The organism is Paenibacillus pinihumi DSM 23905 = JCM 16419 (assembly GCF_000422505.1).
Lineage (GTDB): Bacteria > Bacillota > Bacilli > Paenibacillales > Paenibacillaceae > Paenibacillus_D > Paenibacillus_D pinihumi.
In genome coordinates, this window is record NZ_KE383865.1 from 507,079 (window position 1) to 521,778 (window position 14,700).

The 14,700-nt window shown below is 48.1% G+C and carries 20 protein-coding genes; 13 read left to right on the forward strand and 7 right to left on the reverse strand.

Annotated elements, in window-relative coordinates:
- Positions 1-109: 109 nt before the first annotated feature.
- The 6 genes from fabV to H583_RS0122580 all read right to left on the reverse strand — a co-directional run bounded on the left by fabV (position 110) and on the right by H583_RS0122580 (position 6,478).
- Positions 110-1,300 (reverse strand): enoyl-ACP reductase FabV, encoded by a 1,191-nt coding sequence (gene fabV / locus H583_RS0122555; protein ID WP_028562448.1) that lies wholly within the window; start codon positions 1,298-1,300, stop codon positions 110-112.
- A gap of 103 nt (positions 1,301-1,403) precedes the next feature.
- Positions 1,404-1,955 carry a hypothetical protein gene (locus H583_RS0122560; RefSeq protein ID WP_028562449.1) on the reverse strand — a complete coding sequence of 184 codons (552 nt, stop codon included), beginning with the start codon at positions 1,953-1,955 and terminating at the stop codon, positions 1,404-1,406.
- A gap of 188 nt (positions 1,956-2,143) precedes the next feature.
- Entirely contained in the window at positions 2,144-3,268 is a 1,125-nt protein-coding gene (locus H583_RS0122565) for a Ger(x)C family spore germination protein (RefSeq protein ID WP_036710499.1), read from the reverse strand.
- Positions 3,269-3,273: 5 nt separating this feature from the next.
- Positions 3,274-4,377, reverse strand: a complete 1,104-nt coding sequence (locus tag H583_RS0122570; RefSeq protein WP_028562451.1) for a GerAB/ArcD/ProY family transporter — start codon at positions 4,375-4,377, stop codon at positions 3,274-3,276.
- A complete protein-coding gene (locus H583_RS0122575) occupies positions 4,374-5,858 on the reverse strand; it encodes a spore germination protein (protein WP_036710502.1) in 1,485 nt (494 codons plus the stop codon). Before H583_RS0122575 ends, H583_RS0122570 begins: the two co-directional genes overlap by 4 nt.
- A 395-nt stretch (positions 5,859-6,253) precedes the next feature.
- The gene (locus H583_RS0122580) at positions 6,254-6,478 is read right to left on the reverse strand and encodes a hypothetical protein (RefSeq protein WP_028562453.1); all 225 of its coding nucleotides are present in this window, start codon (positions 6,476-6,478) and stop codon (positions 6,254-6,256) included.
- A gap of 225 nt (positions 6,479-6,703) precedes the next feature.
- Between H583_RS0122580 and H583_RS0122585 the strand changes: the two genes are divergently transcribed.
- The 3 genes from H583_RS0122585 to H583_RS0122595 all read left to right on the forward strand — a co-directional run bounded on the left by H583_RS0122585 (position 6,704) and on the right by H583_RS0122595 (position 7,895).
- On the forward strand, positions 6,704-6,805 hold the full coding sequence (locus H583_RS0122585; RefSeq protein WP_028562454.1) for a sporulation protein YjcZ: 102 nt from the start codon (positions 6,704-6,706) through the stop codon (positions 6,803-6,805).
- 176 nt (positions 6,806-6,981) lie between these two features.
- Positions 6,982-7,383: a phage holin family protein gene (locus H583_RS0122590; RefSeq protein WP_028562455.1), complete on the forward strand. Its 402-nt coding sequence runs from the start codon at positions 6,982-6,984 to the stop codon at positions 7,381-7,383.
- A gap of 131 nt (positions 7,384-7,514) precedes the next feature.
- Entirely contained in the window at positions 7,515-7,895 is a 381-nt protein-coding gene (locus H583_RS0122595) for a cupredoxin domain-containing protein (protein WP_028562456.1), read from the forward strand.
- Between the two features lie 133 nt (positions 7,896-8,028).
- Here H583_RS0122595 and H583_RS0122600 read toward each other — a convergent pair whose 3' ends face one another.
- Positions 8,029-8,283, reverse strand: a complete 255-nt coding sequence (locus H583_RS0122600) for a hypothetical protein (protein WP_028562457.1) — start codon at positions 8,281-8,283, stop codon at positions 8,029-8,031.
- Between the two features lie 103 nt (positions 8,284-8,386).
- Here H583_RS0122600 and H583_RS0122605 point away from each other — a divergent pair, with 103 nt between their 5' ends.
- The 10 genes from H583_RS0122605 to H583_RS0122655 all read left to right on the forward strand — a co-directional run bounded on the left by H583_RS0122605 (position 8,387) and on the right by H583_RS0122655 (position 14,673).
- On the forward strand, positions 8,387-8,674 hold the full coding sequence (locus H583_RS0122605) for a Dabb family protein (RefSeq protein WP_028562458.1): 288 nt from the start codon (positions 8,387-8,389) through the stop codon (positions 8,672-8,674).
- A 155-nt stretch (positions 8,675-8,829) separates the two neighbouring features.
- On the forward strand, positions 8,830-9,252 hold the full coding sequence (locus tag H583_RS0122615; RefSeq protein ID WP_028562459.1) for a DUF86 domain-containing protein: 423 nt from the start codon (positions 8,830-8,832) through the stop codon (positions 9,250-9,252).
- A gap of 137 nt (positions 9,253-9,389) precedes the next feature.
- Positions 9,390-10,058: a helix-turn-helix transcriptional regulator gene (locus H583_RS0122620; RefSeq protein WP_081667438.1), complete on the forward strand. Its 669-nt coding sequence runs from the start codon at positions 9,390-9,392 to the stop codon at positions 10,056-10,058.
- Positions 10,059-10,579: 521 nt separating this feature from the next.
- Positions 10,580-11,074 carry a DUF948 domain-containing protein gene (locus H583_RS0122625; protein WP_028562461.1) on the forward strand — a complete coding sequence of 165 codons (495 nt, stop codon included), beginning with the start codon at positions 10,580-10,582 and terminating at the stop codon, positions 11,072-11,074.
- Positions 11,071-11,460, forward strand: a complete 390-nt coding sequence (locus H583_RS0122630) for a YtxH domain-containing protein (protein ID WP_028562462.1) — start codon at positions 11,071-11,073, stop codon at positions 11,458-11,460. The genes H583_RS0122625 and H583_RS0122630 overlap by 4 nt, the downstream gene beginning before the upstream one ends.
- A 264-nt stretch (positions 11,461-11,724) precedes the next feature.
- On the forward strand, positions 11,725-12,534 hold the full coding sequence (gene racE / locus H583_RS0122635) for a glutamate racemase (protein ID WP_028562463.1): 810 nt from the start codon (positions 11,725-11,727) through the stop codon (positions 12,532-12,534).
- Between the two features lie 86 nt (positions 12,535-12,620).
- A complete protein-coding gene (locus tag H583_RS0122640; protein ID WP_028562464.1) occupies positions 12,621-13,724 on the forward strand; it encodes a M14 family metallopeptidase in 1,104 nt (367 codons plus the stop codon).
- Between the two features lie 62 nt (positions 13,725-13,786).
- Positions 13,787-14,023, forward strand: a complete 237-nt coding sequence (locus tag H583_RS0122645) for a hypothetical protein (RefSeq protein WP_028562465.1) — start codon at positions 13,787-13,789, stop codon at positions 14,021-14,023.
- Between the two features lie 92 nt (positions 14,024-14,115).
- Positions 14,116-14,418: a heme biosynthesis protein HemY gene (locus H583_RS0122650; RefSeq protein ID WP_028562466.1), complete on the forward strand. Its 303-nt coding sequence runs from the start codon at positions 14,116-14,118 to the stop codon at positions 14,416-14,418.
- Positions 14,419-14,451: 33 nt separating this feature from the next.
- Entirely contained in the window at positions 14,452-14,673 is a 222-nt protein-coding gene (locus H583_RS0122655; protein ID WP_028562467.1) for a YuzB family protein, read from the forward strand.
- Positions 14,674-14,700: the final 27 nt, after the last annotated feature.

Here is a 14,700-nt window from a genome sequence, read left to right on the forward strand (position 1 = left end):
GAAGGACCCGAAAACCGTCTATGTAGACGGCTTCGGGTCCTTTTAGTTCAACGTGAGTCATACGTTTGCACCCGCTCGTAACCGGTCCTGCCGGATTACAGTTGGCAGATTAGCGTAAATTAGGGATCGCTACATCCGGATTTGCATCCGCTTCATAGTCGATACCATCGGTGTTGAAGCCGAACAATTGGAAGAATTCCCGGCGGTAGCCTTCCAGGTCGGACAGCTCATAAATATTTTCTGTCGACAGGTCTGCCCACAGCTGTTCAACCTCAGCTTGAACTTCCTCGCGCATTTCCCAATCGTCGACTCGGATCAGCCCTTTTTCGTCAACTTGAGTCGTGCCTTCGCCATACAGTCTTTCAGAGAACAGGCGGTACATTTGCTCGATGCAGCCTTCATGCAACCCTTTTTCCTTCATGACTTTATACAGCGCAGATATGTACAGAGGTACAACCGGAATCGCAGAGCTGGACTGGGTAACGAGCGCTTTGTTGACCGATACGAATGCTCGGCCGCCACCGGAACCAAGCTGTTCATTCAGGCGAAGTGCTGTTGCTTCCAGATCGTTTTTCGCTTTGCCGATGGTTCCATCACGGTAAACGGCATGTGTAATTTCAGGTCCGATATAGGAGTAGGCAACAGTGGTTGCGCCTTCAGACAGCGCGCCCGCTTCACTCAGAGCGTCAATCCACATCTGCCAGTCTTCGCCGCCCATGACAGCGATTGTCTGGCGAAGCTCGTCCTCGGTAGCCGGTTCAATAACCGCTTCCGTTACTTCGCCTGTATGGAAGTTCACCGTTTTATTTGTGTACGTTCCGCCGAGCGGCTTGATCACAGAGGAGAAGACTTCTCCGGTCTTAGGATGCACACGGCGCGGGGAAGCGACACTGTAAATGACCAGGTCGACGGAGCCTAGCTCAGTTCGGATCAAGTCGATCGTTTTGGCTTTGATCTCATCGGAGAAGGCATCGCCTACAATGCTGTAGGATTTGCGTCCGCTTTCTTGGGCAGCAGCTTCAAATGCCGCGGAGTTATACCAGCCAGCCGAAGCTGTGCGGGCGCCTTCAGCCGCTTTGTCAAAGTAAACGCCGACTGTATTGGCGCCTGCTGCGAAGGAGGCAACAATACGGGAGGCCAGTCCATAGCCTGTAGATGCGCCTACGACAAGGACATTGCGAGGGCCTTGAATGGCTGGCTGTTCTTTCACATAATTGATTTGGCGCTGCACTTGGCTCGCACAGCCGTCCGGATGAGCGGTTGTACAAATAAATCCGCGTGTTTTCGGTTGAATAATCATATTCAAAAATTCCTTTCTCTATTGGGATGACGATCATTTTCATATAAAGCCCAATACTCTCTATCATTTTACCGAGTTTTGGGCGTAAAGGAAAGGGCGGGAGTTATTCTTCAATAGACCCGGATTCAAGCAGCAATTGATAGATATCAATGTTTTTCCATTTCTCGGGTTGTTCGTAGGATAAGAGATGGATACTGTACGTGTCTCCTGACTGCTGAATATTGACGGCCGTCCCTGGCGGGAGCTTCTCTAACGGCAATTCAATACGCTTTACAGCATTGATTCCATAATAAAGCCAATGAAATTCAAAGGTGAACTGGGGGTTATCCTGGAAGTCAAATTTACGGAATCCGGCAATATTCGTCCAATTTGTACTCGCAAACTTTGAATGAATTGAAGGGCTGTCATACCACATTTTCCAGAATCCCAAACTGTTTTTTTCGAGATAGATCAATTTGATCTCCTCATTTTTAGTTGTTCCAATCACGGTATACGCTCTGTCATTGGCATTAAATCCACGTTCAAACGTCGTATACGATACAGAATACCCGCCCGATTTTAGGGCCAGGTTCAGGCTGTTCGCTCTTAAAATCAAAAATACCAGGATAGCAGTCAAAAATAAGATTCCAATGGATATCCAAATCTTTTTAGTCAAATCAAGAAATCTCCTCTCTTATGGCCGGCTTGAATGAAAGCGGATTTTATCAGGTTAATACTGATTCTATAAAATATTATGGCATCCTGCTTTTTTTTACCGTTGCATAAGGCATAAAGAACTTTTATAAGTTGAAACAACGACGAAAAAAGCTGTACGACTTATAATCGTACAACCTTTTTCCTGCTCTACCGTACCGCCCCCACTGAAGCAATCGTCACACTCACCTCAATTTTGACATCACCGCGGGACAGCGCCTCGCCCCAGTTGTCTTTTACCTTCATATAGGCATCATATTCATGGGCGCGGGCATAAAGGCCAAGCCCTATTGGATCTACTTTTTTCTTTTGAATTTTATGAACCAGGGCTGTGAGCTTTTTGGTCATTTGTTCATTAATTTTTTTCTCCAGCTCCTTCTTCTCCTTGAATACATCAAACGGGAAAAGATGCTCGGTGAGACTAACATTTGTTTTCACTTTAATATGAAAATTGAACTTTCCGTTTTCATAAGAGGTTTTGATTTTCGTCGAGATTTTGCCCGGTGAAATGCTGACTGAATTTGAAACAAACGGAGGTTGCTTTTCCACACCTGGAATTTGAAAAGTCAGGCTGATTCCGGGATTCGCCGTTCTTTGCAAGACCGCAAGCAATATGCTCTCCGTCGTATTTAAAGACTCGACGTAAATGCCTTTTGAATCCATTAGCGCTGTTCCCGCCATATAAATTTTCTTGTTGGACACCGTGATCTCCGAGACATACGGGGTAATTCCCGTTTCATACATTTGCCGGTGCAACTGCTGTACAGATGTGTTTGCAGTCTCAGAGCGGGAACTCTTATTAATGACCATGCCGCGCAAAAGAACGGGCATCATGGGCTGATCAGGCTGATCCAGCGCGAAGAGCTCACTGACAGGCCCATCGAACATGATCATCCGGTCTGTCAAGGTATTCCGGGCATCCCGGTAGAGCACATCCATCATTTTAAACCATCCCTTATGCTGCATCATCCGCTTGCCGATTATCGTTACCTGGAAATTCCGGCCAAGCGTCAAACCTAAAATCTGAGAATCCTGTCTCTCCCTGGACTGGCGCAGAGTTGTCGAGGTTCCACTGGATTCATGGCTTGTTTTTTTTAATTTACTGCTAAAGATCGGCTCGGAAGTGAAATAGTGAAAACGGCCCTCCTCGTCCAGGTCCATACCCAGTGCGAGAGGGACTGTCGCTGTCTCCAAATCGATCTGGTCGGCACACCCTGTAAGGGGGATTAATAGCAGGCAGGCAAGCAACCCGCGGCGTACTATCATGATCGGCATCAACATCATCTCCTTGGCTGAAACTTGCCGTAAATCCACAAATAGCCTAACAAGCAGACCGGAAGTACATATTCAAAGCCAAATCCGATCCACATGAGCCGCTCCTGCAGGTCGTCGCTGGCAGAGAACGTGGGCTTGAGGAGATAGGTGATGACAGCAAGCCCCACACAAATGATTTGGAGATGGAGGGTTTTCTTCTTGCCCCCGAGCATCCAGCTTGTGCATTCAACTGTAAGGTACAAGCAGGGTATCCATACCATAGAGAAGAAGAAAATGTAAAAGGCGATAAATAGCACCTCAATCCGCTCCACAAACCGGAATTCAATCGAAGACAGCATACTGATAACCGGCTCATTGTACTGAATGAATTCGTCCGGACTGTAGAACAGCAGGCAGATTACCGTAATGAACAGGTACAAGCCCATTGTTATGGAATTGGACACCCACATGCCGGCGACTGCTTGCTTTTTGTTTTTTAAATACGGGTATAGAAAAAAAGCGGCGATTATGCCGAGGCTTGGGTAAATCAAGGCTTTGAGGGCGATGAATACAGGGCCCCAGCCTTCCTTGATCACAGGCAGCAAATGCAGCAAATGACCATTTTTAAGCGGGAGCAGATAAATGAAAGGAACCCAGAGCGACATCAGAAAAATGACCACGACATACCGCCCGACAGCGATGATCTGATTGTTAAGTACGGCGTAGCTTGGTATCAGCATCAATACCATCAAGGTAAAGGAGGAGGTATTGGGCAGCAGCCATGTTTTCGTAATGAGTACCGTCCGGTTTAATCCGTCAAAAGTCAGCAGAACGAAATAACAGGCCATTAGGAGCGCGGCCAGTTTGCCGGCCCATTTGCCTAAAGTCCGGGAGATTAATTCCAGAATCGTCTCGTCCTGGCCGTTCTTCATCACCATAACAATGACTGTGCCTGCAACCCCCGCAATGATCCATCCGATAATAATCGCGATCCATCCGTCAGTTCCGGCTGCTTTCACCAGATTGCCGGGCAAAGACAGAACGGCTACGCCAATTTGGATGCCGGAAATTATACAGATGAATTGAAGAATAGTAATAGAAGGCTTTTGTTTTTGAGCTTGAGCATTCATTCCTGCTCCTCCTTGGTGCGGGTGTTTCCTTGTCTGACAGATTGGAGCGGAGCGCTTCCTTCCGGGCGCTTATTCATTTTCCATAGCGGCATGCGAATAATCGTATCCTTCCAATCCTTGATATGCAGCGGCGCAAGCGGCGTGCTGTAAGGCATTCCGAGGGATTTTAGTGTGATCAGATGTCCAACCATAGCCATAAGGCCCACAGTCAGACCGACGAATCCGAACATCGCTGCCAGGACCATCAACATGAACCGGACAAGCCGTACGGCGGCAACCATGTCATAGTTGGGCAAAATAAAGGAGGCAATGGCAGTAAATGAAACAATAATGACCATTGTGTTGCTGATCAGCCCTGCCTGAACCACAGCTTGGCCAATAACAATACCGCCTACAATGCCCACCGTCTGTCCGACTGGAGCAGGGAGACGGACTCCTGCCTCCCGCAGCATTTCCAGTGTAAGCTCCATAATAATGGCTTCCAGGAACGGCGGGAAAGGGACACGGCCGCGTGATTCTCCTAATGTAAACAACAGCTTGAGAGGAATAATTTCGAAGTGGTAGGACACGACTGCAATATAGAAGGCCGGCAGGAAGGCGGCCACAAAAAAGGCGAACATCCGCAATAACCGGATAAAAGTGGAAATCGACCAGCGTGTGCTGTAATCATCCACGCTTTGAAAAAACGACATGAACGATACCGGAGCGACAATAACGCTGGGCGAACGGTCAAGGACAACGACACAGCGGCCCTGCAAAATCTGGGAAGCAGCAGCATCAGGCCGCTCGGTTGTCATGAATTGCGGGAAAATCGAGTATGGATCATCTTCAACAAACTCCGCCAGCTCTCCCGTATTAATGATGACATCGACAGTGATCGCTCGAATACGCTCCTCCAGGCTGTTAATAAATTGTTTGTTGGTTACATCCTCAAGATACAGAATGGAAACCTCAGTCCGTCCCCGTTTGCCGACCGTAAGTTTCCGTATTTTTAATTCGCGGTTGGGGATGTAGCGGCGAATGAGCGCAATATTTTGCCCTCCAGTCTCAACAAAGCCCTGATGTGCTCCTTTCAGGGAGGATTCCATCTGGGGGTCCTCAATCGCGCGCTGCGGCCAGCCTCTCGTATCCAGGGAGTAGGCTTCCGTCCTGCCGTCAACGAAGAGAGTGCTAAAGCCATTAAGCAGATTTTGTTCCACTCTCATCCATGTCTCAACCGTCATGATATGTCCCACATTCATAATGAGCTTGCCGCCGGCCTGGCCCGATCCTTCTTCAAATTGCAGCGGCCGCAATATATCGTGGTTAATGGCGTTTTTATCGCTTAATCCGTCCATAAAGACGAGCAGTCCCTGCTCACCAGTCTGCTTGATGCCAAATTCCCGGAAGATCAGGTCGGGCGTGTCATTAAAATGTTCCCTCAAGTGGCTGATGACGCTATTTAAATCTGTTGCAATGCAGTCGTTAACTTTTTCAGCCATGATGGTTATTTCCTCCTTAAGTCAGTCTTCATGCCGCCCTGATCACTTATGAACACGGATGTCAAAGTCTCATATAGGTTTCCATTAACGGCAAAAATTATTCCGCATAAAGGGGACAGCAGATCGCCGTCAAGTGTGGGGAAGGAGGAGGAACATAGATAAACGTTCCACATGTAACAAGATTAAGCGGGGGCAATCAAGCCGGTTCTACATGATCCGACGAATCGGCTGCAGCTTGCCGCGCGTAAAGCGGCAAATGCTGTTGGAGTATAGGAGAAGCAGTTTCCAAGTAAAAGCGTCCCATTGCAAAAAGAACCCGATCCAAAATGGATCGGGTTCTGAAAGAGCATCATAAAGCGCGTTGCTGCCGGATTGCTTCCTGCCGGGCCGCTTCCTCAGGCGATACCCGTTGAGGAAAAGGGAAGCAGCGGCCGCAGCAGATGGGAATAGGGAACCTCCGGCTCGATATGAAAGACACAATCGGTAAAGCTGCACCGGTCATAGTCGAAATACAGCGATGTGACGCGGATGCGGCAGCGTGTAAATGTGCATCCGATAAAATGGTAATTTTCAAAATGTATGTCCTCATCTGTAAAGTTTTTGTGTATGATGTGATCCATTGCTTTCCCTCCTATAAATCAAATCTTGTATCTTCCGAGTCTTCCAGAAGGTAGAATATATCCATTTTAGCAGAAGCCTGATGTAATAAGGTGTCGCTTCTTGGGCGTGGATTTTGTAACATTTATGCGGATCTAATCTGTCTGCAAGAATAGGTTATTGTCCGGTTCAAAGCCGTGCAATTGCTCATATGCTGGTTTTGTAAACACCGAAAGGAGAGATCGACTATGTCAGCAGTAGGCGGATTGGGCGGCTGGGGTACTTCCACTGGTGCTATCCTGGTTCTTTTCATTCTTCTTGTTATCATTAGCTGCACAGTATTTCTGTAATCATTCCAGATAGTATGTTTCAAAAGCCTCCAGGCCGGCGCCTGGGGGTTTTTCGTTTAGGTCAATGATCATTACCCCTTTTGCACAGGAACGAAACTCCAAACCAATCTTTTTTTCCTGCATATAGTAAAAATAGAAAGATAATATAAGATAGGTTGTAGAGGGGGAGATGCTTTATGCATCCTTTTGCACTAAGCTCTTTATGCGCTTTTATAGGTGCCATTTTGACCTTTTCCTTTGGCAATTGGCCTGAAGCACTGACACTGCTGTTAGTCTCTATGGGAATTGATTACATTGCGGGTATCGCCGCATCTCTTAAAGTTGGACAAGGACTGTGCAGCAAATCCTGCTTTTGGGTACTTGGCCGCAAAGGACTGACACTGCTTGTTATTTTGCTGGCCCACCGGATTGATGTGCTGCTTGAATCCGAAAATATGACCATGGGCGCTGCGATTTACTTTTATTTGGCAAATGAAATCCTCTCGATTATTGAGCATAGCGGCAAGATCGGGCTGCCCATCCCCAAACAAATCAAGAATTTGATTGAAGTTTTTAGAGATAAAGATCCCAAAAATTAGTACGAAAATGTTCATGATTTTGTCATAAAGGCAAAAAAGTTTTGTTCAGCAATGAGTTTAAGCTTGAGAAAAACAGACAAACTTAGGTAATATAAGGGGTAGACATTAAGTTGTAGGGGGAGCACGCTACTATGCAAAAATGGATTATGTTCGTTTTTTTCGCAGCCGCTTCCGTCTTGGCGTTATTTCTGTTGACATTTGGTCTTCCGGAAAAGCCTGTGGACGAGTCGGCTGGATTGGCGGAAGGGGTTTCATTGCTGAAAATTAAAGCCTCTAACTATGAATTCGACCAAACAGAGTACAAGGTTGAAAAGGGTTCCAAAGTGAAGCTGCTGCTTCAAAATACGAACGGGATTCATGGTATCGCAATCGAGAGCATGAACGTGACGTTGACAAAGGATAGTCCTTCTGCTGAAGTGGAATTTAATGAGCCGGGAACGTATCCGATTCATTGCAGCATTCCTTGCGGCGAAGGCCACTTGGAAATGAAGGCTGTTATTGTTGTTCAATAAGCATTCAAGCGTAAAAGGAGCCGCAAGGCTCCTTTTTTCGAAATATACAGAAGTTTTAAGCTTCTTTTTTATAGTCGGCTTGTTATGCACAACGATGCTGTGCCTGCAAATCGGCACAGCCGTTTATGCTTGATTAGGAGCGTGCTTTGCGGGCACGGCTGCCTGCAATAAGGGTATCGATAATGAAGCCGATAATCCCCCAGCTTATTACGGTCAACACGTACAGCGGCACGGCTCTGATTTCATGGATATCAAACCAGAGTTCGGCGAACCATGCAGGTACACTCAGCATGAAGAAGAACATGTTATGCGGATCATAGCCGCTGTAGCTGAATAGACAAAGCGCCAGACTGAATAAGACGGCAATTAAAGTTGCGGGGTAGCGCATAACTACAGTGCCCCTTTCAGAAAAGTTCCGTTTCGGTTATTATGGGACAAAGGGGCTTTTGCCATTCATAATCAGAAATTAAGGCCGAGGAGAGATGGGTTTTATGATTACACATATCGTATTGTTCAAACTGAAGGATAACAGCCCGGAGAGTGTGGAGCGTACTGCAGCGGTACTGCGCGCTATGGAAGGCCAAATCGAACAAATCAAATTCATTGAGGTTGGTCTGGATGTGCTTCACTCCGAGCGTTCTTATGATATTGCCTTGATCACCAAACATGACTCTATGGAAGATCTTCAGGCTTATCAGGTCCATCCGGTTCATAAAAAGGTAATCGAGCATATGACACAAGTCCGTGAAGCTTCTGTCAGCGTTGATTTTGTAAGCTAAATTTTAAGTGATAGCCAATTGAGGGATGACGAATGAGAGACGTGTACGAAATGCTGACTTATCTTCTGGTCGTCATTATCAGCTGTTTGGTAATGGGATTTTGGCTGAAGCGCAAAGGAAGCAAAAAGAATAAGTAGAAAGCAGGTACATAGGGCATGTACTATGTAAACCAAGAGCAAATTGAGCAGCGTCTGGCTGTCATTCCCGATCTGGCTGCTGCCTTAGAGGGACTGGCAAAGCATTGGGACGGATCACTTCTTCAGGGTCTGGCCCAGGAGCGGGCCCTCCATCTGGCGATTGAGACGGTAACCGATGTCGGGAGCTGCCTCATTGACGGCTTTATTATGAGGGACGCCAGCAGCTATGAGGATATTATTGATATTATCCATGGTGAATCCGTATTTCCTGGTGAGCTGTACGGGACGTTGCAGGAACTGGTCAAGCTGCGCAAGCCATTAGCGCAAGAATATTACATATGGTCCCGCAGCGAACTGCATCCGCTGTCCGCTGTTCTGCCGGATATTCTTGGCCGTTTTGCAGAAGCGGTAAAGAGTTATTTGGCTCGCGAACTGGTATAAGTAATGCGTTTTTTAGGTTTTGCAATCTTGCAATCGTTAAGTTAAAATACAAGTATGTCCAGCCATGATGCGAAGGAAATTCGGCATGATGGCTTTTGTTTTTATGCGACTTTATTTTTAGCGAGGGTGGTGATGGTATGGATAACAAATCGATGTTACAGGCAAAAGAAGGGATTCGGCCGGACGGATCAACACGCCAGGCTGTACTGCTGCTGCTCAAGACCAAAGGCCCCAGCTCTGTAGGCGATTTGGCCCGTGAGCTCGGAATAACCGAAATGGCAGTCCGGCGCCATCTCACTTCGCTGGAACGTGACGACAGTATCAGATCCAATATTGTTCGCCAGCCAATGGGCCGCCCAGCCCATATTTTCAGTTTGACTGAGGTTGGAGAGAACCTTTTCCCAAAAAATTATGTGTCCTTGACACTCGACTTCCTTGAAGATTTGGAAGATGATCCGGATATGGGGGGAACAGTCTCCCGCTTATTTGAAAGCCGTAAGCAAAAGCTGTTCCAGCGTTATTTGCCTTACATGGAGGGCAAACCGCTTGAAGAGCGTGTAGAAGAGCTGGCCAAGATTCAAAATGCTGGCGGATATATGGTCGAGGTCGATACGAGCTGCAAGGACGAATATGTCATGCATGAATACAATTGCCCCATAGGCTTGGTGGCGAATCGTTATGAGCAGGCGTGCAACTGTGAGCTGGTTTTGTTCAAAGAGCTGCTCAGGGCGCCGGTTGAACGTACGGAATGTCTGGCTAAAGGCGGGGGCAAGTGCACCTACCGGATTTCGAAAAATGCGGACTGATCGTCCATAATCCCAATTGAAATTCGTTAATGATCTATTGTTGTAATCATCTTGATTTTATATTTTAATTCAAAACCTGCTTCTTGCAGCATTCTGCTTTTTGCCCTTTTTACGGCAAAGCAGTGAATGTTGCAGGGCAGGTTTTTTTGTTGTTTTACTGGCCAATAAGGATTGCTAAGTAAACGGATGCTGCTTTTAGGATTAAGATTCATCGCAGTAAAGTACCTGGCGGAGAGATAAAGGGGGGTTCCGGAGAAACGAAAGTGGTTGCCTTTAAAGAGTGATTTTAACAAATACTAATCGGATTCAAAAAAATCACTCTTTAACAGCAAACGGAGGAACCCCTTTATCTCGCAGCTTTTTCCCCAGTTGCAGATTATCAATCATTTGCTATCCGTTAGACTACACATGTTAATTTTTCAAATCCACCAAATCGTTGTGTCAAAACAAGCCCATGCTGACTATACTGTCATTACGAATTGGGCATTCGTCCAGAAGCCAACAGGAAGGAGCACACCACTATGATCATAACGATCTGTGTATGCATCGCTACCGCAGCCTTTACAGCTTTAGCAATAGCGATGATCCTCTCCATGCGCTCCATTGTCCGGCAAGTAAGTGGGATTGCACACCAAACCGAGATGCTGAGGCAGCAATCGGCAGAGCTTTTAGGGGAGCTTCGCCGGGTGTTAACAGATGCCGAGGAGGCCGTAACCAGCACAGGTAAGCAAATGAAGGTTTTTATTCATTCGGCCTCCCAGCTAGGGGAAGCCTTCAGCCGTACCGCCGGGGCCGTGAATGAGCTGTCAGGCGCGGTAACACGGACAGCGGCTGACAGGGTGAAGAAAACAGCTAACAAATACGGTCCTCATATTGACGAAGCCTTAAATTGGGCTGAGGCCGGCCTCACAGTCTGGCACTGGTGGCAAAAGAAATGTTCCGCTGCATCGAAATCCGCTGCATTATCCGGACAGGACGAAGGGCACGATAAATACGAAAGGAGCGAATCATCATGACAAGTGGCAAAAAGACAAAAGGTTACCTGCTTGCAGCCCTTGCAGGCGGCATCGCCGGGGCAGTTGGAGCATTGCTGTTTGCGCCCAAATCCGGCAAGGAGCTTCGCCGTGACATCGCGGACGGCGCTTCCCAGGTCGGAGAGAAGACGGTTCAGCTTGCCGGTCAGGCGAAGGATGGAACAGTCCGTTTGGCCCATCAGATTGGACATCAGACATCTCACTTGGCAGGCAAGGCCAAAGATTCCGCATCACAGGCTATTCATAACTTGAGATCATGGAAGGAACACCGCGGTACAGAAGAAGCCGAAGTAGCTGAGGTGTCGGCAACTCAAGCCCTTGAATCCGATCTGGAGGAAACTGTGCTTGAAGATGAAGCACGTTCCTGAAAATGAATCAGACAGCAGCCCGATCTGAAAAAGTATCTTTCAGATCGGGCTGCTGTCTGATTACGGGCTTGCTGTCCTGAGTCTCCCCGACTAGGTCGATAACAGCTTGAACCTTGTCTGATTATGCGCTAAGATGTAGGTACGTTTTGGAATGCTTCTTCATATTCTATTTTGGAATAGGAGAGCGCACGCTTTGTCCGCCAGCAGGACGGCGAAGCCCCTGACAAATCATTTCGTTACTAACATCAGGAAAGCGGTGTATCTGTGCAACAACCGATAGCTATACTGGATTCAGGGGTCGGCGGTCTGACAGTCGTCAAGGAAGTTATGCGTCAGCTCCCCCGTGAGAAAATTATTTATTTCGGGGATACGGCACGCGCGCCCTATGGTCCTCGTCCATCCGAAGAGGTGCTTCGGTTTACGAGAGAAATTGTAGATTATTTAATTCAATTTAATCCGAAAATGATTGTTATTGCTTGTAACACAGCAACAGCGGTAGCTTTGAAGGATATTCGCTCGCGGGTTAATGTACCTGTTGTTGGCGTGATTTATCCGGGAGCCCGAGCTGCGATCGGACGTACCCAGACAGGCTATGTCGGTGTAATCGGAACAGAGGGAACGATTAACAGCGGCGCTTACGAGGTTGCGCTCAAGCGGCTCAGACCGGATATTGAAGTGTTCAGCAAGGCCTGCCCCAAATTTGTACCGCTTGTCGAGCGGGGCAATTTCCGTTCCACAGAGACTTACGATGCAGTCCAAAGCTCACTTCAGGGGCTGAAGGGCAGTCCGATAGATTGTCTGATTCTCGGGTGTACCCATTATCCGTATTTGGCGGAGACCATCTCAGAGGTCATGGGACCGGAAGTGACGCTGATCAGCTCGGCGGATGAGACGGCCCGTGAAATCAGCACAATTCTGTATGATCAGGGCAAGCTGTCCCGCAATGAGCCTGTGCCTGTGCACCAATTTTGCTGCAGCGGCGATCCGCGGCTGTTCAAGTCTATCGCACAGCAATGGCTGAACAAGGAAATCGAGCTGACTCCGGTTGTTTGGCAGGTTCCAAAGATCGGTTAGGTGCAAATAAACATATTAAAGACATTAGCCCAGCCATCCCGACATAAAAATGAAGGTAAAATGTCATTTTAACGGGAGGCGGACCTTTGTACAATTTACCTTTTTATATGGTTCAGCCCGGTGATACCCCAGAACGTATCGCCGGGCGTTTTGGTGTGCAGGAAATTGCGCTATATAAGGCCAATCCATTTATTAAACCGGGTCGTCTGCTCGTTCCGGGTCTGCAACTTCAACTGCCGATAATAAAGACGGATTTTCAGTGGAATCCTTGGGATGGGCAGCGGATTGTCCAGGCCAGCCATGACTACGGTTATCCTGAGCTGTGTTATCAGATCGGACTGCTTCAGCGGCGCTATCCCTTTATCGGCTGTGAAGATATCGGGGGAAGTGCGGACGGCAGAAGAATACACGCGCTTTGTATAGGAACAGGGAAAAAGAAAATTCAGATCAATGCTTCCTTCCATGCGAATGAATGGATTACAACGTTACTGGCGATGAGATTTGCAGAGGATTACGCAAGAGCCCTGGCAACAAAAGAGGAGCTGCGTATTGCTGGTGAAAATGAGACACTGGATGTGCATGCGCTCAGCCGTGAAGTGACCTTATGGATTGTCCCGATGGTGAACCCGGACGGTGTAGAGCTTGTCCAAAATGGGCTGAATGAGGCACATCCGCGGTATGAGGAGCTTCGGTCACTGAATCCGGACGGCGCTGATTATTCCGGCTGGAAGGCGAATATTAACGGTGTGGACTTGAACGACCAGTTCCCCGCCCATTGGGAAGAGGAGGTACGGAGGCGCGGACATGACGGGCCGGGGCCGCGTGACTATCCAGGACTGGCACCGCTTAGCGAGCCGGAAGCGAAGGCTGTGTACGACTTTACAATCAAGCAGCAGTTTGCTATGGTTCTGGCTCTTCATACCCAGGGGCAGGAAATCTATTGGAACTACCGGGGCTATGAGCCTGCCAATGCAGAACTGATAGCGGGCAGGCTGGCCGCAGCCAGCGGCTATGTGGCGGTCAAGCTGGAGGGCAGCGATGCGGGCTTCAAGGACTGGTTCATTCAGGAATTTGGCAGACCCGGATTTACAGTCGAGGCCGGACTGGGTGTTAATCCGCTTCCGATCGGTCAGTTCGATGAGATCTATGTGGGCATCCAAAAATTACTATTGACAGCGCTAAGGCTGTAATTTGCTTGCCGGCAGGTGCGGTATGCTATAATAGCGGAAACTTGAGAAGGGGGACGGTCCCAATGCGCAAACTGCTTTCGCTCCGCCATTGGAAGCAGGTATTTATCCGCATCTACCGGCTGCTTATTTCCAGGCAGGTGCCTGTGCACCAGAAGCTGCTGTTTGTCATTCCGGTTCTGCTGTATTGGGTACTGCCGGATGTGCTGCCATTTTTGCCGATTGATGATATTGCAGTCACGATGATTGCGGCCGAATGGTTCACCAGGTGGATGGAAGGCAAGCATAAAACGCCTTCTTAACAACGGGTCAGCGCTTTGCGCGAGGATTGTACCGGACGGTTGAACTTCCGGCTTGTTTTCATTACAATACAGATAAAAGGAGCTGGAAGAAGATGAAATGTAAAATTTCGCGCAATGCCGCCAAGGTGCTGCAGCTTGAATTGGACAAGCCTGAAAATGAGGGCAAGCTGCTGCGTGTTTTTGTAACGCATAAGCATGGTGACCATGCCCATTATGGCATGCAGATCGACGTTCCGACGGATGCGGACGTTGTCGTGTCTACAGATAAAGAGATCGACGTGATTCTTGTGAAGGACGAGCCAATGCTCGATGGAATCCGTATCGATTATTTTTATGTACCTGAAGAGGGCTTCGCCATCACGAACCCTTCCAAGGGCAATCACGGGGATCACTAACCCGGGGAAGAAGCGAAGAACGGGGAAACGTAAATGGCTAATGATATCCGCATTTGTGACAAATGCAAGCATATGAAGGTCAAAACGATGCTGTCCAAGCTCAAGCAGCTTGATCCGGAATCCGAGGTCCGCGTCGGCTGCAAATCGTATTGCGGCCCGTGTGCCCGCAAAGCTTTCATCTTTATCAACGGACGCTACATTACCGCGCCTACAGAGGATGAGGCCGTAGAATTGGCCCGGAAATTTGTCAAATAGCAATAAAGGAGCTGAACCAGCGGCATA